Annotated in this window: 23 protein-coding genes and 1 pseudogene; 11 read left to right on the top strand and 13 right to left on the bottom strand. The window is 60.0% G+C overall.

Annotated features, from left to right (window positions below; genetic code table 11):
* The first annotated feature begins 14 nt into the window (after positions 1–14).
* The 3 genes from GFM02_RS13645 to GFM02_RS13635 all read left to right on the top strand — a co-directional run bounded on the left by GFM02_RS13645 (position 15) and on the right by GFM02_RS13635 (position 2386).
* Positions 15–356 carry an SMR family transporter gene (locus GFM02_RS13645; RefSeq protein ID WP_168253327.1) on the top strand — a complete coding sequence of 114 codons (342 nt, stop codon included), beginning with the start codon at positions 15–17 and terminating at the stop codon, positions 354–356.
* Positions 357–547: 191 nt separating this feature from the next.
* Positions 548–1333 (top strand): ThuA domain-containing protein, encoded by a 786-nt coding sequence (locus GFM02_RS13640; protein ID WP_168321896.1) that lies wholly within the window; start codon positions 548–550, stop codon positions 1331–1333.
* 9 nt (positions 1334–1342) lie between these two features.
* The gene (locus GFM02_RS13635) at positions 1343–2386 is read left to right on the top strand and encodes a Gfo/Idh/MocA family protein (protein ID WP_077979059.1); all 1044 of its coding nucleotides are present in this window, start codon (positions 1343–1345) and stop codon (positions 2384–2386) included.
* A gap of 94 nt (positions 2387–2480) precedes the next feature.
* Here GFM02_RS13635 and GFM02_RS13630 read toward each other — a convergent pair whose 3' ends face one another.
* The 6 genes from GFM02_RS13630 to GFM02_RS13605 all read right to left on the bottom strand — a co-directional run bounded on the left by GFM02_RS13630 (position 2481) and on the right by GFM02_RS13605 (position 8689).
* Positions 2481–2876, bottom strand: a complete 396-nt coding sequence (locus GFM02_RS13630; RefSeq protein WP_168321895.1) for a DUF1236 domain-containing protein — start codon at positions 2874–2876, stop codon at positions 2481–2483.
* 121 nt (positions 2877–2997) lie between these two features.
* On the bottom strand, positions 2998–4107 hold the full coding sequence (locus tag GFM02_RS13625; protein ID WP_168321894.1) for an ABC transporter permease: 1110 nt from the start codon (positions 4105–4107) through the stop codon (positions 2998–3000).
* A gap of 1 nt (position 4108) precedes the next feature.
* Positions 4109–5236 carry an ABC transporter permease gene (locus tag GFM02_RS13620; RefSeq protein ID WP_168321893.1) on the bottom strand — a complete coding sequence of 376 codons (1128 nt, stop codon included), beginning with the start codon at positions 5234–5236 and terminating at the stop codon, positions 4109–4111.
* Complete coding sequence (locus GFM02_RS13615) at positions 5233–6978, bottom strand: ATP-binding cassette domain-containing protein (RefSeq protein ID WP_168321892.1); 1746 nt, start codon at positions 6976–6978, stop codon at positions 5233–5235. Before GFM02_RS13615 ends, GFM02_RS13620 begins: the two co-directional genes overlap by 4 nt.
* Positions 6975–7988, bottom strand: a complete 1014-nt coding sequence (hlyD, locus tag GFM02_RS13610) for a secretion protein HlyD (protein ID WP_168272565.1) — start codon at positions 7986–7988, stop codon at positions 6975–6977. Before hlyD ends, GFM02_RS13615 begins: the two co-directional genes overlap by 4 nt.
* Positions 7985–8689 (bottom strand): CerR family C-terminal domain-containing protein, encoded by a 705-nt coding sequence (locus GFM02_RS13605; protein ID WP_168272566.1) that lies wholly within the window; start codon positions 8687–8689, stop codon positions 7985–7987. Before GFM02_RS13605 ends, hlyD begins: the two co-directional genes overlap by 4 nt.
* 426 nt (positions 8690–9115) lie before the next feature.
* Between GFM02_RS13605 and GFM02_RS13600 the strand changes: the two genes are divergently transcribed.
* Both GFM02_RS13600 and GFM02_RS13595 read left to right on the top strand, forming a co-directional pair.
* Positions 9116–9268 (top strand): hypothetical protein, encoded by a 153-nt coding sequence (locus GFM02_RS13600; RefSeq protein ID WP_009988813.1) that lies wholly within the window; start codon positions 9116–9118, stop codon positions 9266–9268.
* A gap of 264 nt (positions 9269–9532) precedes the next feature.
* Positions 9533–9847 carry a hypothetical protein gene (locus tag GFM02_RS13595; protein WP_168321891.1) on the top strand — a complete coding sequence of 105 codons (315 nt, stop codon included), beginning with the start codon at positions 9533–9535 and terminating at the stop codon, positions 9845–9847.
* Between the two features lie 103 nt (positions 9848–9950).
* Here GFM02_RS13595 and GFM02_RS13590 read toward each other — a convergent pair whose 3' ends face one another.
* Positions 9951–10967, bottom strand: a complete 1017-nt coding sequence (locus GFM02_RS13590; RefSeq protein WP_168272568.1) for an NAD-dependent epimerase/dehydratase family protein — start codon at positions 10965–10967, stop codon at positions 9951–9953.
* Between the two features lie 281 nt (positions 10968–11248).
* On the opposite strand from GFM02_RS13590, the gene GFM02_RS13585 reads away from it, so the two are divergent.
* A complete protein-coding gene (locus tag GFM02_RS13585; protein ID WP_168272569.1) occupies positions 11249–12205 on the top strand; it encodes an endonuclease/exonuclease/phosphatase family protein in 957 nt (318 codons plus the stop codon).
* Positions 12206–12241: 36 nt separating this feature from the next.
* Here the strand turns inward: GFM02_RS13585 and GFM02_RS13580 are convergent, their stop codons facing one another.
* From GFM02_RS13580 to GFM02_RS13570, 3 genes are all read right to left on the bottom strand, one after another.
* Entirely contained in the window at positions 12242–12547 is a 306-nt protein-coding gene (locus GFM02_RS13580) for a hypothetical protein (RefSeq protein ID WP_130684412.1), read from the bottom strand.
* Between the two features lie 119 nt (positions 12548–12666).
* Complete coding sequence (locus tag GFM02_RS13575; protein WP_168321890.1) at positions 12667–14094, bottom strand: mannose-1-phosphate guanylyltransferase/mannose-6-phosphate isomerase; 1428 nt, start codon at positions 14092–14094, stop codon at positions 12667–12669.
* A 39-nt stretch (positions 14095–14133) separates the two neighbouring features.
* Positions 14134–15558 (bottom strand): phosphomannomutase, encoded by a 1425-nt coding sequence (locus GFM02_RS13570; RefSeq protein WP_168321889.1) that lies wholly within the window; start codon positions 15556–15558, stop codon positions 14134–14136.
* Between the two features lie 239 nt (positions 15559–15797).
* Between GFM02_RS13570 and ung the strand changes: the two genes are divergently transcribed.
* From ung to GFM02_RS13555, 3 genes are all read left to right on the top strand, one after another.
* The gene (gene ung, locus GFM02_RS13565; protein ID WP_168321888.1) at positions 15798–16499 is read left to right on the top strand and encodes a uracil-DNA glycosylase; all 702 of its coding nucleotides are present in this window, start codon (positions 15798–15800) and stop codon (positions 16497–16499) included.
* Positions 16500–16633: 134 nt separating this feature from the next.
* Positions 16634–17566 (top strand): VOC family protein, encoded by a 933-nt coding sequence (locus GFM02_RS13560; RefSeq protein ID WP_168321887.1) that lies wholly within the window; start codon positions 16634–16636, stop codon positions 17564–17566.
* An 11-nt stretch (positions 17567–17577) separates the two neighbouring features.
* Complete coding sequence (locus GFM02_RS13555) at positions 17578–18183, top strand: alpha/beta hydrolase (protein WP_168272572.1); 606 nt, start codon at positions 17578–17580, stop codon at positions 18181–18183.
* Between the two features lie 104 nt (positions 18184–18287).
* Here the strand turns inward: GFM02_RS13555 and GFM02_RS13550 are convergent, their stop codons facing one another.
* Positions 18288–18530 carry a KTSC domain-containing protein gene (locus tag GFM02_RS13550; RefSeq protein WP_003542164.1) on the bottom strand — a complete coding sequence of 81 codons (243 nt, stop codon included), beginning with the start codon at positions 18528–18530 and terminating at the stop codon, positions 18288–18290.
* A 307-nt stretch (positions 18531–18837) separates the two neighbouring features.
* On the opposite strand from GFM02_RS13550, the pseudogene GFM02_RS35090 reads away from it, so the two are divergent.
* Both GFM02_RS35090 and GFM02_RS13540 read left to right on the top strand, forming a co-directional pair.
* Positions 18838–19077: pseudogene (locus GFM02_RS35090) on the top strand (TolC family protein); the annotation flags it as partial.
* A 125-nt stretch (positions 19078–19202) separates the two neighbouring features.
* A complete protein-coding gene (locus tag GFM02_RS13540; RefSeq protein WP_131665173.1) occupies positions 19203–19994 on the top strand; it encodes a metallophosphoesterase in 792 nt (263 codons plus the stop codon).
* A 116-nt stretch (positions 19995–20110) separates the two neighbouring features.
* Here the strand turns inward: GFM02_RS13540 and GFM02_RS13535 are convergent, their stop codons facing one another.
* Both GFM02_RS13535 and GFM02_RS13530 read right to left on the bottom strand, forming a co-directional pair.
* The gene (locus tag GFM02_RS13535) at positions 20111–21439 is read right to left on the bottom strand and encodes a UDP-glucose dehydrogenase family protein (protein ID WP_168272573.1); all 1329 of its coding nucleotides are present in this window, start codon (positions 21437–21439) and stop codon (positions 20111–20113) included.
* 269 nt (positions 21440–21708) lie between these two features.
* Positions 21709–22308 (bottom strand): transglutaminase-like cysteine peptidase, encoded by a 600-nt coding sequence (locus tag GFM02_RS13530; protein WP_168272574.1) that lies wholly within the window; start codon positions 22306–22308, stop codon positions 21709–21711.
* Positions 22309–22407 lie beyond the last annotated feature (99 nt).

Raw genomic sequence — 22407 nt, 5'->3', positions numbered from 1 at the left:
AAAAGGAATCCGCCATGAGCCAGGCCGCCGTCTACGGGCTGCTGTTTGCAGCCATCGTGCTCGAAGTCATCGGCACGACCGCGCTGCAGCTATCGCAGCAGTTCACCCGCATCGGGCCGACGGCACTCGTCGTCGCCTGTTATGCGGCCGCCTTCTATTGCCTGTCGTTGACGCTGAAAAGCATCCCCGTCGGTATCGCCTATGCGATTTGGAGCGCTTTGGGAATCGTGCTGATTTCCTCAGTCGGTTTGGTGTTTTTCAAGCAGCGCCTCGACCTGCCGGCAATCGTCGGGCTCGGGCTGATCATATCAGGCGTTTTGGTCGTCAATCTATTTTCTAAATCGGTTTCGCATTGATATTGCTGTTATATTGCCAAGCGGGTTTTCAGTCTTCGGCTGGTAAATTTTCCCCTTTGTCAAAATACTGACAAAGGTCTATGTGTTCCTTGGACGTGGAGGAGACGAGGCGCAGCCGGCGCCGTTTTCCAAAGCGCTTTGAATCCTGCCTTCCCGCCTATCGATACTTCCAGGTTCTACAGGAGCACATCATGGCCATTCGCACCGTCGTCTGGGGAGAAAACATCCACGAGAATACCAATGAGATCGTCCGGGGGATCTATCCCGAGGGTATGCACACAACGATCGCCAATGCGCTGAACACCGATCCAACTATCTCGGCGACGACAGCGACGCTGCAGGAGCCGGAACACGGCCTCAGCGAAGCCCGTCTTACTGAGACCGACGTCTTGACCTGGTGGGGCCACAAGGATCACGGCGCAGTTTCCGATGTCGTCGTTGAGCGTGTCGCCAAGCGCGTCTGGGAAGGCATGGGCCTGCTGGTGCTGCATTCAGGCCATTTCTCCAAGATCTTCAAGCGGCTGATGGGCACGCCCTGCGCGCTGAAACGGCGAGAGGCGGGTGAGCGCGAGCGTTTGTGGACGATCAACCAGCGCCATCCGATCGCCGCCGGCATCGGCGAGCATTTCGAGCTTGAGAACGAGGAAATGTACGGCGAGCAGTTTTCGGTGCCGGAACCGCTCGAAACGGTGTTCATCTCCTGGTTCCAGGGCGGCGAAGTGTTCCGCTCGGGCCTGACCTGGCGCCGCGGCGCCGGCAACATCTTCTATTTCCGCCCCGGCCACGAGACCTATCCGACCTATCACGACGTCAATGTCCAGAAGGTGCTGATCAACGGCGTGAAGTGGGCCTATAACCCTGAGGGGGCGTTGACTGGTATCACCGACGCTCCAAATGTGCCGGTAGAAAAAGCACTGGAGCCGATCGTCGAACGCGGCCCGAGACTGCACCAGGCCGGCGAAGCCGGTTACCGCTGAGGAGCATCCATGCGACTACTCGTTCTTGGCACGGGGGTGATGGCGAAAAACCAACTCGCCCGCTTCCCCCTCATCGACGGCGTGACGGTGGTCGGCGCCGTCGACACCGATCCCGAGCGGCTTTCGGCCTTCGCCGACAAGTTCAACATCGAAAAACGGTTTCTTTCGCTGGATGAGGCGATCGCCTGGGGTGAATTCGACGCGGCGACAAATGTCACGCCCGACCGCATCCATCACCCGACGACGATGGCGCTGATTGCCGCGGGCAAGCACGTCTTCTGCGAAAAGCCGCTGGCGGAGAACTATGCGAAGGCGCTGGAGATGACGGAAGCGGCCGAAAAGGCCGGCGTCATCAACATGGTCAATCTCACCTATCGCAACGTCGCGCCGCTGCAGCGCGCCCGCGAGATGGTGCTCGCCGGCGAGCTCGGCACGATCAGACACGTGGAAGCTTCCTATCTCCAGAGCTGGCTGGTGTCACGCGCCTGGGGCGACTGGCGCACGGAATCGACCTGGCTGTGGCGGCTTTCCACCGGCCACGGTTCGAACGGCGTGCTCGGCGACGTCGGCATCCATATTCTCGATTTCGCCGCCTATGGTGCGGCGACCGACATCGACCACGTCTTTGCGCGGCTGAAGACCTTCAACAAGGCGCCGGGCGGCCAGATCGGCGAATATCTGCTCGATGCCAATGACAGCTTCACCATGTCTGTCGATTTCGCCAACGGCGCGCTCGGCGTCATCCATGCCAGCCGCTGGGCGACAGGGCATCTGAACGAGTTGAAGCTGCGCATTTATGGCGAGAGGGGCAGCCTCGAGGTCATCCATCGTCCCAGTGGTTCCGAGCTGCATGGCTGCCTCGGCGAAGATGTCGAAACCGCCACCTGGACGAAGATCGAGGTTGAACCGGTGGCGACCAACTACCAGCGTTTTGCCGAGGCCGTCGCAAGCGGCATCCAGCCGGACCCGAACTTCCGCCATGCCGCCAACCTGCAGAAGGTGCTCGACCTTGCAATGGTGACCGAACGCGAGCGCCGCGAGCTGAAGGTCTGATCCTGCCCGATCAAAGAGCACGACCGCCGTCCTTTCGGGGCGGCGGTTTTCGCATAGAGAAGATAGGGTCCCGAGGCGGACCCTTTCTTCTTGTTTATTCAATCACCTGCACCACGCGGTGGGTGCGGGGTTCGACAATCACGTGGCGATTGTTGATGACCGTATAGGCATATTTCGGATTGTCGGGCACTGGCGTCACGACGACATCAGCCGGAAGCGGCTTGCCGACGACGATCGGTTCCTGGACCACCACGGAGGCGGTCGGGGCCGGCTGCTGCTGGACATAGGTGACGACCTCGCGCGGCGGCGGATCGATCACTGCGCCGGCGACACCGCCGGCCACGCCGCCAACGGCAGCACCCACAGGGCCGCCGACGATTGCGCCGGTGATGGCGCCGCCGGCTGCACCGGTGACGGCTCCGTCAGCCAGCGCATTGGTGGCGAGCGACGACAGCGCAAGGGCGCTGGAGACAAGTAGGATCTTGTACATTTTGCTTCTCCTTTGCTGGGGTTGCGCTTGGGTAACGACCGCGCCAATCCCGAGGTTCCGGCAGGAGAGAGTCACGCTTTGGAAGGCCGGTTCACATTCTGTGAGGCCGCCGAAGCACTGGTTATTCCAGCCGCCGGCGGAAGAGCCAGGCGGCGGCGCTGAGGGTGACGGCAGCAATCAGCGCCAGCGGGATCGTCTGGTTCACCACCTCGCTCAACGGGATATCCTTGAGGAAAACGCCTTTGACGATCACCAGGAAATAGCGCAGCGGATTAACTGATGTCACCGGCTGCAGCCAGCCCGGCATGTTCTCGATCGGCGTCGCGAAGCCGGAGAGCAGCATGGCGGGGACCATGAACAGGAAAGCGCCGAGGATCGCCTGCTGCTGTGTCATCGACAGCGCCGAAATGAACAGGCCGAGGCCGGCGACCGAACCGAGATAGAAGATTGCGCTGCCGTACAGCAGAAAGAGAGAGCCGCGCAGCGGCACATCGAAGAGGAAGACGGCGGCCAGGATATAGACGGTGATGTGGAAGAGGCCGATCATCATCGGCGGGATCAGTTTGCCGATCAGGATCTCGTGGATGCGCAGCGGCGAGACCATCAACTGGTCGAAGGTGCCGAGCTCGCGCTCGCGGGCGATCGACAGCGCCGTGACGATGAGGCCGATCAGCAGCGCGATGCTGGCGATCAGGTTCGGCACCATGAACCATTGATAGGTGAGGTTCGGGTTGAACCAGTTGCGCGGCACTGTCGAGACGATGTCGGCGCCGGCACGTTTGCCGGCCGGCGTCTCGGCGGCGAGGGCGGCGCCGATCTGCGAGAGATAGCCCGCGACGATCTGCGAGGCGTTGGAGCGGCGGCCGTCGAGCACCACCTGCAGGTCGGCCGGCGCTCCCGCCTCAATATTGCGGGAAAAGTCCGGGCCGATCTCAACGGCGGCAATGGCCGTCTGGTTGTCGATCGCCACCCGGACCTCCGCCTGGCTTCCTGCAATCTCGATTTTCCGGAAGGTCGGCGAGCCATCGATGCGCTCGATCAGTTCCTGGCCCCAGTGACCGCTGTCGCGGTTAAGGATCATCACGTCGACATTGCGGACTTCGAGCGTCGCCGCATAGGAGAAGACGAGAAGCTGGACGATCGGCGGGCCGATCAGGATGGCGCGGCCCTTCGGATCACGCAGCACGGCGAGCAGCTCCTTGACGATCAGGGTGTAGAGCCTTGTCCACATTTCAGCCGATCCTCTTTCTGGTGCTGCGGGCCGCTAGCACAAACATGATGGCGCCGATCGTCAGCATCACGCCGATCGCCTGCAGAAACATCGGCCAGATGTCGCCGGCCAGGAACACCGTCTGCAGGCTGGGGATCAGGTAGCGCGCCGGCACTATGAAGGTGATCCACTGGATCACGGTCGGCATGGAATTGATCTCGAAGAGGAAGCCAGACAGCAGGAAAGCAGGGAGGAAGGCCGAGATCAGCGCCAGCTGCGAGGCAAGGAACTGGTTCTTCGTGGCGGTCGATATCAACAGGCCCTGGCCGAGCGCCGGGATCAGGAAAGCGGCCGACAGCGCGTAAAGCGCTGCGACGGAACCGCGGAACGGCACGCCGAAGAGAAAGACCGCCAGCAGCACGCAGAGCGTCATCGAGGTGAGGCCGAGCAGGAAATAGGGCAGGATCTTGCCGGCGAGCAGTTCGACTGCAGTCACCGGTGTCGCCATCATCGCCTCCATCGTACCGCGCTCCCATTCGCGGGCGACGACGAGCGAGGTCAGAAGCGTGCCGACCAGCGTCATGACGATGGCGATCGAGCCGGGCACAAGGAAATTGCGGCTGGTCAGTTCGGGATTGAACCAGAAGCGCTGCTCGACCGAAATGGCGGTACTGTGGGAGGCGACGTCCGCCTGCCTCTGCCGCTCCCAGTTGGCAACAGTGCCTTGGGCATAGTTCTGCACGAAATTCGCTGTGTTCGGTTCGGAGCCATCGACGATCACCTGGATATCGGGACGGTTGCCGGCGGTGTAGCGCGTGGTGAAATCGGCGGGGATGATGACGATGCCGCGCAGCTTGCCGAGCACGAGGTCTTCCTCGAACAGACGCCGGTCGCGGCTGATGGCCACATCGAAATAGCGCGAGGCCTGGAAACTGGCCGACAGATCCTGCGTCAGCGGCGTCATCTCCTCGGTCACGAGGCCGATGCGGGTGTGGGTGGTATCGAGCGAGACGCCGTAGCCGAAAAGAAAAAGCAGAATGAGCGGCAGCACGAAGGCGATGAGGATGCTGCTCGGATCGCGGATCGCCTGAAAGCTTTCCTTGCGCACCAGGGCCAGGAGACGTCGCATCCGGCCGGAGGAGGTGCTCATGCTGCATCCTCCTTCTCGGATTGCTGCACCAGGGCGATGAAGGCATCCTCCATTGTCGGATCGGGCAGCTCCTTGGTCGCGACGCGGGCCTTCAATTCATCGGGCGAGCCGAGCGCGATCGAGCGGCCGCGATAGATCAGCGAGATGCGGTCGCAATATTCGGCCTCGTCCATGAAATGGGTGGTGACAAGCACCGTGACGCCCTTTTCGACCAGGGCGTTGATATGCGTCCAGAATTCGCGCCGGGTGATCGGATCGACGCCGGAGGTCGGTTCGTCGAGGAAGAGGGCGGGCGGCTCGTGCATGACGGCGCAGGCAAGCGCCAGGCGCTGCTTCAGGCCAAGCGGCAGGTCCTTGGCCGGCTGGCTGACATGGCGGCCGAAATCGAAGATGCTGGCCATCAGATCGATGCGCTCGCGCCGGTGTCTTCCGCGAAGGCCGTAGACGCCGGAAAAGAATTCGAGGTTCTGCATGACGGTCAGATCGCCGTAGAGCGAGAATTTCTGCGCCATGTAACCGAGCTGGTTGCGGGCTTCGGCGGCGTCGCGGCGAAGATCGAAACCGGCGACGCGGCCTTCGCCGCCGGTCGGCTTCAGCAGGCCGCAGAGCATCTTGAAGGTGGTGGACTTGCCGGCGCCGTTCGGGCCGAGCAGGCCGAAGATTTCGCCGCGGCGGATATCGAAGCTGATATTGTCGGCAGCGGTGAAATCGCCGAAGCGCTTGGTCAGCCCCTTGGCCTCGATCACCGGCCTGATGTCGTCGCCCTTCGTCGGCTCTTGCGCCTCGGCCAGCCTCGATCGGCCGCCAGGACCACCACCCAGCATGTCGATGAAGGCATCCTCGAAGCGCGGCGGGGCAGGGGTGAGCGTTGCGCCATCGCCGGCCGAGCCGATATTCGGTTTCTTGTCCTTGGCGGCGACGAGGCGGATCGCTTCGCCCTGGATCACGCCGTCGATGACGCCATCGGCCTGCAGAAGTCCGGCAAGCACCTGCCGGCGGCGCCCTGTCATGCCCGTGACGCGGAAAACCCGGTCGCTGACGCGGCCGGTCATGTCAGCTGGTTTTCCCGAAAACAGCAGCTTTCCCTGGTTCAAGAGCAGCACATGGTCGCAGGCTTCAGCCTCGTCGAGATAGGCGGTCGACCAAAGGACGCCGATGCCTTCCTTGGTCAGGTTCTCGACCATCTTCCAGAGGTCGCGGCGCGAGATCGGATCGACGCCGACGCCCGGCTCATCGAGCAGCAACAGGCGCGGCTTCTTCAGAAGCGCGCAGGCAAGGCCAAGCTTTTGCTTCATGCCGCCGGAGAGCTTTCCCGCGAGCCTGCCGGTGAAACGATTGAGGTCGGTAAAGGTAAGCAACTCGTCGAAGGCGCTTGCGCGTTCGCTCTTCGGCAGGCCGCGCAGATCGGCGTAAAGGTCGAGGTTTTCCTGCACCGAGAGGTCTTCATAGAGGCCGAAGCGCTGCGGCATGTAGCCGATCGCCGCCTGGATGCCGGCGGGGTTCTTGCGCGTGTCGAAGCCGAGAACCTCCATCGTTCCCGTGTCGGGCAGCATCAGGCCGGTCATCAGGCGGATCAGCGTCGTTTTGCCGGCGCCGTCAGGGCCGACGAGACCGGTGATTGCGCCGCCGCCGATCATGCCGGAGACGGCGTCAAGGGCGGCTGGCGCATCGCCGAAGCGCTTGGTGACGCCATCGATCCGGACGAGCGGCTTGTCGCCCCGGCCGGTCTCGGCCGCGGTCATTGTCCGCCCGCCGTCGGCGTTGGAAAACGCACGGTGACCGGCATGCCCTGGCGCAGATCCGGGCCGGGCTTGTCGATGACAACACGCAGGCGATAGACGAGGTCGGTCCTCAGTTCCGGCGTTTCCACCGATTTCGGAGTGAATTCGGCGACCGGCGAGATGAAGCCGATCGTGCCTTCATAGGGTTTGTCGGGCGCCGTATCGGAGGTGACCGCAACCTTCATGCCGGGATGGATGCGGCCTAGATCGGGTTCGGCGACATAGGTGCGCACCCAGACGGGTTCTGTCAGCGACAACACGAAGACGGTGTCGGCGGGGGAAACAATCGCGCCATTTTCCCGGACGCGGGAGAGCATGACGCCGTCGTTCGGCGCGCGCAGTTCGGTATCATCAAGCGAGGTGCGGGCGGAGGCGAGCGTTGCCTGCGCCGCCTTCAACTGGGCGTCGGCGGCGGCGATATCCTCGACACGGGAGCCTTCCAGCAGCAGTTTCAACGCCTCGTTGGCGGAGTCGGAGCGTGCGGCGGCCATGGCCCTTGCAGCGGTCGCCTGATCAAGGCTGGCCTCGGAGATCGTGCCCTGCGGGCGCAACTGGCGGGCGCGGTCATAGGCGAGATTGGCATTGCGGAGATCGGCGATACTTTCGTCATAGGCGGCGCGCGCCTGGGCGATCTCTGTCGGCCGCGGTCCGGACTTCAGCTTGTCGAGCGTTGCCTGGAGGGCTGCGACATTGGCTTCCCCCGAGCGGACCGCGAATTCATAGGGTGCTGCATCGAGCTTTGCCAGAACCGTTCCCGTTTTGATGACGTCGCCTTCGTCGGCGTGGAGTTCGGAGAGACGGCCGCTGACACGGAAACCGAGCGAGACCTGACGGATATCGACATTGCCGTAAAGGACGAACTCCCGGCGGGCCTCGGGCCGCCAGCCGAGCTTTTGGGGCAGGGCGTACCACCAGGCGGCGGCACCCGCCACAACGAGAAGAAGGATGGCGATGGGAAGGATGCGTTTCATGCTGCGCCTCCATTCAGCGGTCCGATGGCATCGACCAGCTCTGCAGCCAGGCCGCGCACGGTTTCCACCTGTTCCGGGCCGACGCCATCCCACTCCATCTGGGCGAGCACGGCTGCATGGGCGACGCGAAAGACGAGAATGCTGCCGAGAAGGGTGAAGGTGCGCAGGCGCACATGTTCCGAGGCGGGATCCTCATGAAGGATGGCGCCGATCAGCCGCCGGCCCATCTCGATCATCGGCCGCATGAGGCCCTGATAGATCCGTGTGAAGGCTTCTGTCGGCTCCATCTGCTCGCGGATCAGGAAGCGCGCCCAGGATTCGGACTCCTTGCCGACGAACAGCGTCACCATGGTCTGCAAAATCTCGGTCAGGAAATGGCGAGCCTCCGCTTCACCAAGCGGTTTGCCTGCAGCGTCGAGCGCCAGCAGATGCGCGCCGACGCGTGCCCTCATGTCACCGACATGCGTATTGATCCGCATCATCAGATATTCGGCGGTGGCGATGTAGAGACCTTCCTTGCTGCCGAAATAATAGGGGATTGCCTGCAGGTTGACGCCGGCCGCTTCCGTGAGCTGGCGCGTCGAAGCGCCGTCGAAGCCATAGCGGCCGAAGACGTCGAGAGCGGCGGTCAGCATCTTCTGGCGCGCGATCTCGGCGCGGGCAGAGGCTGGTGAAGGTTGGTTATCGCGTTCCTGAGTCATGATGGGTTTATAACGCCGATGGAGAAATAAGTCAATCGATTGATATATTTCGAAAGTAGATGGTATCGACCGATGCCTTTGCTGAGGCAAGGCAAGATCGTGACATCGCTCATGGTGGGATGCGTGGCCTGATTGGGGGGCGAGATGTGCCGTTCAGCGGTTCAGCGTCAATTCGGATCAGGGCGATCTCAGCTGTTCTGGAAAACGTTCGGAAACAAGGCAAAGAGACCCGTGGGAACGGGTCGCTCAGGGTACCAAGCCTCGGGGTCGGCTGCTAACAGGTAGCGATACAATATCGCTAATTTTCACGACACTAATATGTCTGGTGCCGACCGGCCGCAAAACAAAAAAGCCGCCACTTTTTCGTGATCCCTGCGGCACTGTTTTGACACAAAACTGCCTTGCTCTTTCCGTATCGCCGGTTCGATGCGTATTCAGATTTATATTATCGCGCTGCTGCTCAGCGCCATCATGTGGTCGATCTCGTTCGATGCGGCGCGAGAATCCTATCATGCCGCGCAAAGCGCGGGATTGATGCCGAACCTGCACATCAACAAGAAGCTGGATCGCATTCTATAAACTGCGATGCAGCGTCCAGGTCAGCGGTACAATTGCCCGATGTTGCATTCTCGACATCGGGCCAGCAAATGTTTTTGCTATGCGCTCGCGAGCCTTCCGGACGGAAAGTCAAATTTCGTAAAATTTGACCGATCTGCTTAAAAGCCCTGAAAATACTGATGTGTAGAGTGGTCTCATGAAAGCGACCGAAGCGTGGACAGACGCGTCGATCGTTTGGAGCCGGGCAAACCGAACGCCCGCTGATCCGCAAACGGGGACTTCAACATGCACAGAACTCTTGCCGCCATCGCCTTGACCCTGACCATCACTGCCGCTGCCGAGCCGGCATTCGCCGTCGGCCCCGCCAGCCTTGCCCGCGATCTGATGTACACCTCCGCCATCGGCCATTCGCCCGAAGGTCCGTTGACGACCCGCGCCGGTTTCGTGCGCCCAGGCGTTCCTTTCGTCCTGCGCAGCCCGGCTGCGGTCGAGGGCGAGGGTTATCGGCTCAAGACCTACTCGCAGAGCCTGACCGTTGTCGTCGGTTACATGTTTTCGACGGCGGTCGAGGCCGTGCAGGCAGTTACGTTTCTTCGCTGATACCTAGCCAGATCTTAGGTCGATCAGGGCCTGAGATCATCCGCACCTAAAGCGCGTCGCATGTCATTGTCGCAAACCGTTACGCACTTTTGCGCGACATCCGCTAGGCGTCGAGTTCGCCGCGCACATCGAGATACCAGTCGACGAAGGCCTTGACGCCGATCTCCAGGGTCGTATCCGGCTTGTAGCCCGTCAGCGCGACGAGCAGATCGGGGGCCGCGAAGGTACGCGGCACATCACCCTTCTGCATTGCCAGCATCTTGCGGATGGCAGGACGGCCGAGCGCCTTTTCCACCGTTTCGACGAAATCCATCAGGCTAACCGGCTGGCCGCCGCCAATATTGACGACGCGAAAGGGCGCCTGGCGCGAGAGCGTTTCGACAGCCGTGTTTTCGAGGCGATTTCCCTCGGACGGGACGACCGCCGATAGCCTGACGATCGCCTCGATGAGATCGTCTATATAGGTGAAGTCACGGCTCATATTGCCTTCGCCGTAGATCTCGATCGGCTGGCCTTCAAGCATGTTCTTGGTGAATTTGAACAGCGCCATGTCAGGGCGGCCCCACGGGCCATAAACGGTGAAAAAGCGAAAGGCCGTGGTCGGAATCTTGTGAAGATGGGCATAACTGTGCGCCATCAGTTCCATCGATTTCTTCGTCGCCGCATAGATGGTCAGTGGCTCGTCGGCGCGATCGGTCTCGCGAAAGGGGACGGTTGCATTGGCGCCATAGATCGATGATGTCGAGGCCAGCATCAGATGGCGGATTTCGACGCGCCGCGCGATTTCCAGAATATTCCACGAGCCTTCGACGTTCGAACGAAGATAGGCCTCGGGATTTTCCAGGCTGTAGCGCACGCCGGCCTGTGCCGCGAGATGAATTAGGATATCGGGCTTGGCCGCCAGAACAGCCGCTTCCAGCGCCGGCCGGTCTTCGAGCATTGATATGACCGGTTTGAAGGCCGGAAACTGGGAGAGTGCCGCATGGCGCATCTCCTTGAGCTTGACGTTGTAATAGGGAGTGAGGCCATCAAAGCCTGTGACGTCATGCCCCTCTTGCAGCAGACGCCTGGCCAGATGAAAACCGATAAAGCCGGCAGTCCCTGTAATGAAGTAGCGCATTCCCACCTTTTCTCGGCTCCCTGCCGACGGCAAAGAGCCGATTCCGTATCAAGTGACCCCACTTACAAGATAAAAAGAGGCCGAGTCGATAGGTCTTTGAACGAGAAGGCCACAGCACCGTCTCTACTGTCGGCGACCTGTCCGCCGCTGCCTTGCCGGATGAGGGCGGGACCATCGATATCGTCCGTCGGTCTGCCGCAATTCCCGGCCGCTATGCTGCATTGCAACATGGTAGCTTGCATGTTATGGCCGGCCGGTCGTCTGCAAGCAGGTCAGGATCGATGAGAGATATAATTTATTGGATTCTCTGCGCGTTTCTGACCGTTGCCATCGCGATCGTGTCGTTACGCTATGTCACGAACTTCTGGCTTCTGTCCTTCGTCCACAGCTTTCAACTTCACCTCGGCGTCGTGTTCGTCGCCGCCAGTCTCGTCGTTCTGGCTATCAAAAGGCAGATTTACGGCTTTATCCTTCTGCTTGCCTCGCTTCTTCTCATCGCTCACGGCGTCATCATGCTGCGCGAGTTCTCGCAGGGCGACAGAGGCACCGACAGGCCGCCGCTTTTTCGTCTGATGTCGTTCAACATTGCGATCGACAACTGGAAAAACTCGACCGAAATCACCGACATGGTGATCGCGTCGAATGCCGACGTCGTCAATCTGCTCGAAGCCAAGCCGCTGACGTTTCACCTGCAGCAATTGTTCAAGGCCTATCCCTACCATATCGGCTGCGATACCGGGAAGGATACATGCGATACGCTGGTGCTTTCCAAACGCCCGTTCGTCAGCCGGCAGGTCGCGAGCATGGGCAGTCTTCGAAAAAACAGGCTGGTCGTAGCAAGCGTCGACTTCGGCGGCGAAACTATCAATCTGGTTTCGGCGCACCTGACCAAACCATATTTCGACGATTTCCAGATGGCTGAATTGGAAGATCTCGGCAAAGCGCTTGGCTCGATCGACGGCCCTCTGGTCCTGTCAGGTGATTTCAACTCCTCGGCGATCGCCCCGAGCATCCAAACTTTCCTGCGCGAGCAGAAGCTGAAGACGATCACGCCAGAACCGGCAACATGGCCGATCGGCGCCGGTGCGCTCGGGATCGCCATCGACCACATATTTGCGCGCGCGCCGCTTCATCTGACATCACTGAAACGTCTTGATGACAACCTCGGCTCGAACCATTCGGGTCTAGTCGCCGACTTCGTTCTCGACAAGGATGGCGAAGCGTCACCGGCAAAATGATTTTGCCCGGGCAAGACTAGCTTGCGGGGGCATAAATCAGAATCTGGTTCGGCCGCCTTTTTTGTCGATCATCTGAAAGGTCTTGCCGTCGGTCTTCACGTTGACGCAATCGGTCTTCTTGCTGGGGAACAGGACGCACACCTGGCCATTGGTTATCTTGTAGCCATTCTTATTCCCGTCGCGATATTCGTAGCCGTTCTTGGCTTCTTTCAGTTCGGACGTACCGGGCAGGTGCTGGCGAATTTCCGACTCGTTTGCGGTTCGCATGCTTGCCGTTTCGGCAAACGCCATTCCCGGCACCATGATTGCAAGAAATCCGGCGAGGACGGGCAAGGTACGCATCAGGGGGATATCTCCGGTCATGTCTGTCGGTACATCCATTCTACGAGAACCCCAAGAGGAAATTCAACAGCGAGGATGGTCGCGCCGGAAAAAGCCCGACCATCGCTCCGGCTGCGATTTTACGTTCTTCCAAACTCATCGACGATACGGATGATGTCGTCTTCGCCGAGATAGGAGCCCGTCTGAACCTCGATGAGCTCGAGAAGAATCTTTCCGGGGTTGGCGAGGCGGTGGACTTCGCCCAGCGGAATGTAGACGCTTTCGTTCTCGCGCAGCATACGCACGTTCTCGCCGACCGTCACCTCAGCCGTTCCCTTGACGACGATCCAGTGTTCGGAGCGATGGTGGTGTTTTTGCAGCGAAAGCTTCTTGCCCGGAGTGACGAAGATGCGCTTCACCTGGAAGCGATCGCCGTTGAAGATGGAGGTATAGCCGCCCCACGGGCGATAGGATGTCGGATGGGTTTCGGCGAATTTCGCGGTAGTGGAAGACGAGGCCAGCATTTTGACCAATTGTCCAACATTCTGGCTGTCTTTGAGCGGCCCGACATAGACGGCGTCCTCGCTGGCGATGACGGCGACATCCTCCATGCCCTGGACGGCAAGATGCACGCCATGGGTCATGACGAGCGAGTTGCGGGTATTGACGACGGTGGTGTTTGCAGCGGCGACATTGCCGTTGTCGTCGCGTGCGCCTGATTTCCAGACGGCATCCCAGCTTCCCATGTCCGACCATTTGAACGGCGAGGGGACGACGGCGGCCTTGGAGGTCTTTTCCATGATCGCATAGTCGATGGAGATATCGGGGCTCTTGGCGAAATGGTCGGCGTCGAGGCGGGTAAAATCAAGGTCGCGGCTTGCCTTCGAAACGGCCTTGCTGGCCGCCTTCAGCACATCGGGCGCATATTCCTGCAGTTCGGCGATGAGTTCCGTCACCGGGAACATGAAGATGCCCGAGTTCCAGTAGAAGCCGCCATCGGCGAGCATCTGCTCGGCCTTCTCGAGTGCCGGCTTTTCGATAAAGCGCTTGACCTTGTGCGCACCGTTTTTGAGCGCGTCGCCGATCTCGATATAGCCGTAGCCTGTCGCCGGCTCCGTCGGGTTGATGCCGAAAGTGACGAGGCTGCCTTCGGCAGCGGCATCGCGGGCGATGCGGATGCAATCGAAATAGCTCTCATCGGCGAGGATCTCGTGATCCGATGCGAGCATCTGGATGATGGTACCCTTGCCGAACAGCTCGCCAGCGAGCGTTGCAGCGGCGGCCACTGCTGCGGCAGTGTTGCGGGCGACCGGTTCGAGCAGCACGGCAGCGAGAGGGACGGCGAGCGCGCGGGCCTGCTCGGCGACCAGGAAGCGGAATTCCTCATTGGTGACAACGATCGGGGCTTCATAGAGGTCCGGATCGGAAACGCGTTCGAGGGTTTCCTGAAACAGCGTCTTGTCGCCGACGAACTGGATGAATTGTTTCGGTGCGGTGGCACGGGAAAGCGGCCAGAGCCGCGTGCCTTTGCCGCCGGCCATGATCACGGGAACGATTTTCTGCGTCATAGGCGGGTTCCTTGAAATAAACGGCTTGTTCGTCGCATGTTAGCGGGCGCCTGCCCAGTCTGTTATTCGATTGAGTCCTGTATCCAGCAGCTTCAGAGCTGCTGCTTCGCTGCCGGCCTCCGTGTAGCAGCGCATTTCCGGGGCATTGCCGGAGGGGCGGAAATGAATGATGCCGCCATCCCTCAGCGTCACCCGAAGTCCGTCGATGTCGGATTTCGTCGCTACCTCGCCGATCGGCTGCAGGAAAGCCGAGAGATTTTCGTCCGAAGCGCGCAGATGCTCCATCAGCGCGGCACTCGTTTCCAGCGGAAAATTCTCCAGGCGGTCGGCGGCAGCAAAGGGCAGGTGATAGGAGGCGGCAACGGCAGAAAGAGGCTGCCTGCGGATGGCCGCGAGCGACAGGATCGCGAGCATCGGGATAAAACAATCGCGCGTCGGCAAGGCGCGCACGGCTCTGTCGTTGATATCGAAAGGGGTTGCAGTCAGCAGGCCGCCATTGGCTTCAAAGCCCATGACATGATCTTCGCCGGCCGCTACCGCCTCTTCCATGGCTGATATGACGAAAGGTGAGCCGACGCGGGTGCGCCTGACGGCGAAAGAGCCCGCGGCCTCGATGCCGGAATTGGAGGTAACCGGTGTCACCACCGTGCCGGCTCGCAAGAAATTAGCTGCCACAAGGCCGAGAAGGTCACCGCGCAACGGCGTGCCGGTTTCGTCTGCGACCAGCGGGCGGTCGCCGTCGCCATCGGTCGAGACGATCGCATCGAACTTGTGCTCGGACACCCAGCGCTTCATCAGCGTGATCGTCTCGTCGGAAACGGCTTCGGTGTCGACGGGAATGAAACTCTCCGAACGTCCAAGAGCGGTGATCTCGGCGCCGTAATGGGCGAGAACATCAACCAACAGGTCGCGGGCGACGCTGCTGTGCTGGTATACGCCGATCTTCATGCCGGACAGCGCGCCCTGCGGAAGCAGGGCTGCATTGCGTTCGAAAAAGAGCTGCCGGCAGATCGCTTCATGCTCCTCCGTCCCGGCTGGCGCCTGCGGCACGGTTTCACCGGTTCGCTCGATCTCGGCCGCCAATGCGGTGATAGCAGCCTCGTCCGATTTGTCGATCTCACCATCCGGGCGATAGAATTTGATGCCGTTGCGGTCCGCCGGAATATGCGAGCCCGTAATCATCAGGCAGGCGGCGTTGCTCTCGAGGCCATAGAGGGCAAGGGCGGGTGTGGGGACGGTGCCGCAGTCGAATATCCGGAAGCCGAGCGCGGCAAGCGCACCGGCACAATTCCCTGAAATTTCAGGGCTTGAATCGCGAAAATCGCGGCCGATCAGAATGACGTCGCCGGCCCGCGCCTTACCGGTCTGCAGCAGATATTTGCCGAACGCGGTGGCGTAGAGGGCGGAGGCGCGTCCCTTGAGGTCGACTGAAAGTCCGCGAAGGCCGCTCGTGCCGAATTTCATGGGAAGACATGGCTCCGATTTCACCATCAAAGTTCTACTCAGGCCGCCTGCCGGCGTAAATACCAAAGCCATCATATAGTTAAATACGGACGACCGTGCCTCGGACAGCCTCTCGCAATCTTCTCTCACCGAATTCTGGAGGTGTAGACGCATTGCCGCGCCGGCAGGCATTGCAGCGTAGATCGATTTTGTTAGAACCGTGTGTCCGTTGTTTCGTCATATGCGAAGGATTTTCCTAGATGAGCGATACATCCGTCAGTCTCGAGGAGAGCTGGAAAGCCGCGCTGGAGGGGGAGTTTTCAAGCCCCTACATGCAACAGCTCAAATCCTTCCTCGTCGCGCAGAAGCAGGTAGGCAAGCGGATTTTCCCCAAGGGCAGCGAATATTTCCGCGCCCTCGATCTGACGCCGATCTCCAACGTCAAGGCCGTCATCCTCGGCCAGGACCCGTATCATGGAGTCGGGCAAGCCCATGGACTGTGTTTCAGTGTCCGGCCGGGCGTGCGCATACCGCCCTCCCTGGTCAATATCTACAAGGAGATGGAGACGGATCTTGGCATTGCGCCGGCACGTCACGGTTTTCTCGAACATTGGGCAAAGCAGGGCGTACTCCTGCTGAACAGCGTGCTGACCGTCGAGGAAGGGCAGGCGGCTGCGCATCAGGGCAAGGGGTGGGAACGCTTCACCGACGCCGTCATCCGCAAGGTCAACGATGAATGCGAATCCGTGGTCTTCATGCTGTGGGGTTCCTATGCTCAACGCAAGGCCGCCTTTGTCGATACGACGCGGCATCTCGTGCTCCGGGCGCCGCATCCCTCGCCGCTTTCGGCCCATAACGGTTTTTTTGGCTGCGGGCATTTTTCGAAGGCGAATGCCTTCCTGCAGTCGCGCGGACGTGCGCCGATCGACTGGCAATTGCCGGCCGATCCCCATGGGGCGTAGGTGTGAACGGACTTCGGCGTTCGTTCACTAAAAGAAGACAATGCGTTTTGGTCTACGGGTCTGTTCTACGGGAGTTTCAGCGCGCATCTTAGCCTCATCGAAAGCCCGCAACGGCGGGCAGAAAGGGGTTTGACATGCTCGATCAGATCAAGGGTCTGCACCACGTCACGTCGATGGCGCAGGATGCCCGCACCAACAACCAGTTTTTCACCAATGCGCTCGGCCTGCGACGCGTCAAGAAGACGGTGAATTTCGACGCGCCCGATGTCTATCACCTCTATTATGGTGACGAGACCGGTGCGCCCGGCACGGTCATGACCTATTTTCCGTTCCCAAAGATGGCGCAGGGCCGTCCCGGTACCGGCGAAGTCGGCACGACGGTGTTTTCCGTTCCGCAAGGCTCGCTCGGCTTCTGGAGCGATCGCTTTGCCGCGCTTGGTGTCGGCGGCCTGAAGGCCGAGGAAAGTTTCGGCGAAAAACGACTGAACTTCTCCGGCCCGGATGGCGATGGCTTCGCGCTCGTCGAGGTCAAGGATGATGCCCGCCAGGCCTGGACACATGGCGGCATCAGCGAAGACCATGCCATTTACGGCTTCCACTCCGTCGCCTTGCGGCTGAGGGATGAAGGCGCCACGGCTGAACTTCTGAAGTTCATGGGCTATGAGGTCGCCGAGGAAAGAGACGGCGTCAAGCGGCTGATCAAGCCTTCCGGCAATGGCGCGCATCTCATCGATCTCGAGACCATGCCGAACATTGCCCGCGCCCTTCCGGGTGCCGGCTCCGTCCACCATGTCGCCTTTGCCGTCGAAAATCGCGAGAAACAACTCGAAGTGCGCAAGGCGCTGATGGACACCGGTTATCAGGTCACGCCGGTGATCGACCGCGATTATTTCTGGGCGATCTATTTCCGCACGCCGGGCGGCGTGCTGTTCGAGGTCGCGACCAATGAGCCCGGCTTCGACCGCGACGAGGATACGGCCCATCTTGGCGAAGCCCTGAAACTGCCGCAACAGCACGCCCATCTTCGCGCGCTGCTCGAGCAGCATCTGCAGCCGCTCGAAGTGTGAGGAGAGGCGATATGACCGAAACCGGATATGTGCACCAGCTGCATGCCGGTGCACCTGATAAACCCATCCTGTTGGTGCTGCACGGCACCGGCGGCGACGAGAACCAGTTCTTCGACTTCGGCCGGCGCCTGCTGCCTGAAGCGACGATTCTCTCGCCGCGCGGCGATGTTTCCGAACATGGCGCGGCGCGGTTCTTTCGCCGCACCGGGGAGGGGGTCTACGACATGCCCGATCTCTCACGCGCGACGGAGAAGATGGCCGCCTACGTCAAGGCATTCGCTGACGAGTACCAGGCTTCCCATATTCTCGGCCTGGGTTTTTCGAACGGCGCAAATATTCTTGCCAATGTCCTGATCGAGAAGGGTATCTTCGATGCCGCGGTTCTGATGCACCCGCTCATTCCGTTTCAACCCGAAGCCCAGTCGACGCTGGCGGGAAGAAAGGTGCTGATGACGGCCGGGCAACGGGATCCTATCGCGCCCATCTCCATGACCGAGGCGCTGTCCGAACATCTGAAAAACCGAGGGGCGGAGATCAGGGTGGTCTGGCACCCCGGCGGTCACGAGATTGCGCCGCTCGAGATCAATGCGGTCCGCGATTTTCTCGGCGGTTATTAACGGCGCGCACCATCGGTCGGCGGGAGAGTGGTTTGCGGGACCGGCGAATGCCGGTCCCGCATCTTTGCTGAAACAAGGATCCTATCGTCGTGATCGATAGGACATTAGGGGCGGGGAGGATATTTGCCCCTGATTGCCTTCATGTAGAAATTTCCCGGTGATTCCGCCATCGTCAACCCGACGACGACGCCCTTGGGAACGCCTTCATATTCTCGCCTCTGACCGTTGGTCAGATAGACCCGTAGATGCCGGCTGTCTTCGTCGTAGGTGATCGCCTCGATAAGTTTCGAATCAACCGCAGTTTCCACTTTGCACCCCGCAATTTTGGATCTGAGATTCCTGATCAAGAAATGTCATTCACACTCGCAACGCGCCATCATTATGCTGCGCTGCGGGGGCGTCAAGCGTCATCTTCTTTAACGTTCATTTTTTCCTGATGGCTCTCGTTATAGTTGATTTTTGCAGCTTTTTCGAAGGTGTGGCCTGTGGAAATCCGATACCTGTGGCTTCTCCATTTGGGGAATATTAGCCGAGAATGTCGCGAGAAACACAATAATCACCGGCTTAACGCCGGATTAACCATCATATCGCAAACTATAGCGTATTATTAACCGCAGCACCCTCCGAAGTATGAATGATTACATCCGCAAGGCGGAGCGTGACCTCGCCGCTGCAACGGCCGATATCGGCGTTGCCGAGTCGCAGGCGCTGCGTGCTCAGGTGAAGACCACGCAGGAGATTCTTGCGCTTTCAATCGGGAGCTACAAGGATGGACAATCATCCTTGCTTGATGTGCTGGATGCGGAGCGTTCGGTCGCGACCAGTCAGGCCAACCTGGCGCAGGCGGTGCAGCAAATGGCGAAGGACTATGTCACGCTGAATGTGGCAATTGGTTCGGTTACAACTTCGGTGGGGCCGCGATCAGGCCAAATTCTTATGAACACTGAGCCTCATGCCGTTTCAGCGATGGATAAGAGATGGATTATTTCCGCAACCCGCCATTCGGTCGGGTCTCATAAATGGGTTCCATGTTTAACTATCTAGCGCCGTGGCGACGACAGATACCGATACTGGCTGGCAACCGTAAAAGACGCGCTCGGCTGACATTTGCCGAAGGCGAATTCGCTGCGGTCTACGCGATGAGCGATGTTCACGGATGTTATAAAGAACTCGTCGAGGCACATCGCCGCATCGAGGAGGATGCCGCCCGCATTCCGGGGCCGAAACTCATCGTCATGCTCGGCGATTATGTCGATCGCGGGCCGGATTCGAGCGCGGTGCTGGAATTCCTGAGCAAGACCCCGCCGCCGGGGTTTCAACGTTTCGTCCTGTGCGGCAATCATGACGCGGAGCTGGCGAAGCTCTATCGCAAACCGGCGCGCATTCTCGAATGGCTCGGCTTTGCCGGAACGGAGACGCTGCACTCATACGGTATCGATATCGAGTATCTGCTGCAGTCGGCGGCTGGAAGCGAAACAATCGCCCGCGTCATTCGCAACATGATACCCGAGCGGCATATCCAATTTCTGGAATCGCTGCCGGTCATGCTGCGGATGGGAAGGATCCTCTTTGTTCATGCAGGCATCCAGCCGGGCGTCGAGCTCAAGAGGCAGAAAGACAGCGACCTTATGTGGATCCGTCAGCCCTTTCTGGATGAAGGGCCGCAGCTTCCTGTCCTGGTGATTCATGGGCACACCCCGGCGCGAATCCCGACATTCGGTCCGCAGCGCATCGGTATCGACACCGCAGTTTCGGCGACGGGCCGGCTGACCGTGCTGACGATAAAGGGGACGCGGGTCGGAATTCTTTAAATCGGCGAGCATGGTGTCGTCCGAAAACGCCTACAATTTTCGGCGTCATGCTCAAAACCAAACGCCGCGGATTATGCTCCGCGGCGTCAGGACGATCAGATGTTCAGGAGGCTATCTCAGGCGTCGGTCGCTTCCTGATAAAAGTTGGTGCCGATGCCGGTATAGGTAAAGCCGTGTTTGCGGACCTCGTCGCTGCGGTAGATATTGCGCAGATCGACCAGGATCGGAGCGCGCATCGACTGCTTCAGGCGATTGAAATCGAGCGCGCGGAACTGGTTCCATTCGGTGACGATGACAAGCGCATCCGCACCAGCGGCCGCTTCATAGGGACCGCTCGCATATTCGATGTTCTCGATCACCTTGCGGGCGTTTTCCATGCCCTCGGGATCGTAGCCGACCACTTGCGCGCCGTTGTCCTGCAGGGTCTGGATGACTGCGATCGCCGGACTGTCGCGCATATCGTCGGTGTTCGGCTTGAAGGTCAGGCCGAGGATCGCGATCTTCTTGCCGCGAATGTCTCCGCCGACGGCCGAAATGACTTTGCGTCCCATCGCCCGCTTGCGGTTGTCATTGATCGAGATCGTCGTCTCGATGAGACGCATCGGCGCGTCGTAATCCTGCGCCGTTTTGGCAAGGGCAAGCGTATCCTTGGGGAAGCACGAGCCGCCGTAACCCGGGCCGGCATGCAGGAACTTGGAGCCGATACGGCCGTCGAGACCGATTCCGCGCGAAACGTCCTGGACGTTTGCGTCGACCCGTTCGCAGAGATCGGCAATCTCGTTGATGAAGGTGATCTTCATCGCGAGAAATGCATTGGCCGCATATTTGATCAGTTCCGAGGTGCGGCGGGTGGTAAAGACCAAGGGGGCCTGGTTGAGATAGAGCGGGCGGTAGACCTCGGTCATGGTTTCGCGCGCCCGGTCGTCGTTCAGGCCGACGACGATACGGTCGGGACGCTTGAAGTCTTCGATCGCCGCACCTTCACGCAGGAATTCCGGATTGGAAACGACGGCGACATCCGCCGCAGGATTGGTTTCGCGCATGATGCGCTCGACCTCGTCTCCGGTGCCGACCGGCACCGTCGACTTGGTGACGATAACGGTGAAGCCTTCCACATAGGTGGCAATCTCGCGTGCCGCGGCGTAGACATAGGAAAGGTCTGCGTGGCCGTCGCCGCGCCTGGACGGCGTGCCGACTGCGATGAACACGACATCGGCGCTGCGGACGCTTTCGCCGACATCCGTCGAAAACGACAGCCGGCCGGTGCTGGTATTTTCCGCGACCAATTGCTCCAGGCCCGGCTCGTAGATCGGAATGCGGCCTTCGCGAAGGGCTTCGATCTTACTCAGATCCTTGTCCACGCAGATGACGTCGTGGCCGAAATCCGCAAAGCAAACGCCTGAAACGAGGCCGACATAGCCTGATCCAATCATCGTGATGCGCATATTTCCCTCAAATCATTAGAGTAGAACGTCATGCTGCGTCGCAGCATGACGTTCGTCATAGTTAATCTGGACGAAAAGACAATACCGAAGATCGCCTGAAACCAACATCGGAAATCGAACTCCGGGCACCGCAACTTGCTGCGCGCTGCCCCGTCGATAGCCAAAACATAGGTTTGTGTGGGCGATATGACAAGTCGAGCGGCTCCTCAGAGCAGGCTCGACTTCAATCCGGAAACAGGATCAATCAGTCTATGTCGCTGCCTCGGCTGTTAAAGCCGGTACCAGACGTAGGGGTCTGTTCCCGATTGAATCTTGTCCCAGCGCAGATCGGTATCGCGCCAGTTCTTGATGCTGCTTTTCCTGTTGTCGAGGACGAGATCGCCCTTGTCGGTTCTGACGACGAGGACCGCATGTCCTTCACCGGAGGGCGTATATGCCGTCGCGATCCGCAAAGCGCGCGACGACCAGCCCATCGCGATCAGCCGGCTGCGTTTGGTCAATGCGAAATCTTCGCAGTCGCCGCTGCGCACATTCACCTTCCAGACGTCGCCATTCAGTTCGTTGCGGGGGTCGTTCCGGCCGATCATCGTACGATTGACGGCAGTGTTGACGTCCTTCAGTTGCAGCATTTGCTTGTCCGTCAGTGCAACGACCGACAAACCATTGTTATCGCGGCATTCGGTTGGGTTCTGGGCGCAGAACAGCACCTGGGCGAAAGGTGGAATGATCTTGCCTTTTTCAGAGATATAACTGACCGCCGAACTACCGGTCAGACCGCGGGCAAAACCTGCGGGACCGGCGGCAAATGCCGAGCATGCATTGCCTGCTGTAAAGGCCAGTGCCAGAAGTGTAACGACTGTTTTCTTCATCTCTTAAATCCCCGTTACGGGCAACCGATTGAGATCAGGCTTGCCTTTTGTCTCAGTCAATGGCATGGCGACTTAGTGATCTGCCAAGTATTGGCTGCA

This window comes from Rhizobium leguminosarum bv. viciae (genome assembly GCF_012276115.1).
GTDB classification, from domain to species: domain Bacteria; phylum Pseudomonadota; class Alphaproteobacteria; order Rhizobiales; family Rhizobiaceae; genus Rhizobium; species Rhizobium leguminosarum_T.
Note: the sequence above shows the minus strand (reverse complement) of the source record. Positions and strands in the feature narration are given on the sequence as shown.

Excerpts from the sequence above, each read along its gene's own strand:
- GFM02_RS13645 (WP_168253327.1), top strand. The coding sequence starts at position 15 with ATGAGCCAGGCCGCCGTCTACGGGCTGCTGTTTGCAGCCATCGTGCTC.
- GFM02_RS13640 (WP_168321896.1), top strand. The coding sequence starts at position 548 with ATGGCCATTCGCACCGTCGTCTGGGGAGAAAACATCCACGAGAATACC.
- GFM02_RS13635 (WP_077979059.1), top strand. The coding sequence starts at position 1,343 with ATGCGACTACTCGTTCTTGGCACGGGGGTGATGGCGAAAAACCAACTC.
- GFM02_RS13630 (WP_168321895.1), bottom strand. The coding sequence starts at position 2,876 with ATGTACAAGATCCTACTTGTCTCCAGCGCCCTTGCGCTGTCGTCGCTC.
- GFM02_RS13625 (WP_168321894.1), bottom strand. The coding sequence starts at position 4,107 with ATGTGGACAAGGCTCTACACCCTGATCGTCAAGGAGCTGCTCGCCGTG.
- GFM02_RS13620 (WP_168321893.1), bottom strand. The coding sequence starts at position 5,236 with ATGAGCACCTCCTCCGGCCGGATGCGACGTCTCCTGGCCCTGGTGCGC.
- GFM02_RS13615 (WP_168321892.1), bottom strand. The coding sequence starts at position 6,978 with ATGACCGCGGCCGAGACCGGCCGGGGCGACAAGCCGCTCGTCCGGATC.
- hlyD (WP_168272565.1), bottom strand. The coding sequence starts at position 7,988 with ATGAAACGCATCCTTCCCATCGCCATCCTTCTTCTCGTTGTGGCGGGT.
- GFM02_RS13605 (WP_168272566.1), bottom strand. The coding sequence starts at position 8,689 with ATGACTCAGGAACGCGATAACCAACCTTCACCAGCCTCTGCCCGCGCC.
- GFM02_RS13600 (WP_009988813.1), top strand. The coding sequence starts at position 9,116 with ATGCGTATTCAGATTTATATTATCGCGCTGCTGCTCAGCGCCATCATG.
- GFM02_RS13595 (WP_168321891.1), top strand. The coding sequence starts at position 9,533 with ATGCACAGAACTCTTGCCGCCATCGCCTTGACCCTGACCATCACTGCC.
- GFM02_RS13590 (WP_168272568.1), bottom strand. The coding sequence starts at position 10,967 with ATGCGCTACTTCATTACAGGGACTGCCGGCTTTATCGGTTTTCATCTG.
- GFM02_RS13585 (WP_168272569.1), top strand. The coding sequence starts at position 11,249 with ATGAGAGATATAATTTATTGGATTCTCTGCGCGTTTCTGACCGTTGCC.
- GFM02_RS13580 (WP_130684412.1), bottom strand. The coding sequence starts at position 12,547 with ATGCGTACCTTGCCCGTCCTCGCCGGATTTCTTGCAATCATGGTGCCG.
- GFM02_RS13575 (WP_168321890.1), bottom strand. The coding sequence starts at position 14,094 with ATGACGCAGAAAATCGTTCCCGTGATCATGGCCGGCGGCAAAGGCACG.
- GFM02_RS13570 (WP_168321889.1), bottom strand. The coding sequence starts at position 15,558 with ATGAAATTCGGCACGAGCGGCCTTCGCGGACTTTCAGTCGACCTCAAG.
- ung (WP_168321888.1), top strand. The coding sequence starts at position 15,798 with ATGAGCGATACATCCGTCAGTCTCGAGGAGAGCTGGAAAGCCGCGCTG.
- GFM02_RS13560 (WP_168321887.1), top strand. The coding sequence starts at position 16,634 with ATGCTCGATCAGATCAAGGGTCTGCACCACGTCACGTCGATGGCGCAG.
- GFM02_RS13555 (WP_168272572.1), top strand. The coding sequence starts at position 17,578 with ATGACCGAAACCGGATATGTGCACCAGCTGCATGCCGGTGCACCTGAT.
- GFM02_RS13540 (WP_131665173.1), top strand. The coding sequence starts at position 19,203 with ATGGGTTCCATGTTTAACTATCTAGCGCCGTGGCGACGACAGATACCG.
- GFM02_RS13535 (WP_168272573.1), bottom strand. The coding sequence starts at position 21,439 with ATGCGCATCACGATGATTGGATCAGGCTATGTCGGCCTCGTTTCAGGC.
- GFM02_RS13530 (WP_168272574.1), bottom strand. The coding sequence starts at position 22,308 with ATGAAGAAAACAGTCGTTACACTTCTGGCACTGGCCTTTACAGCAGGC.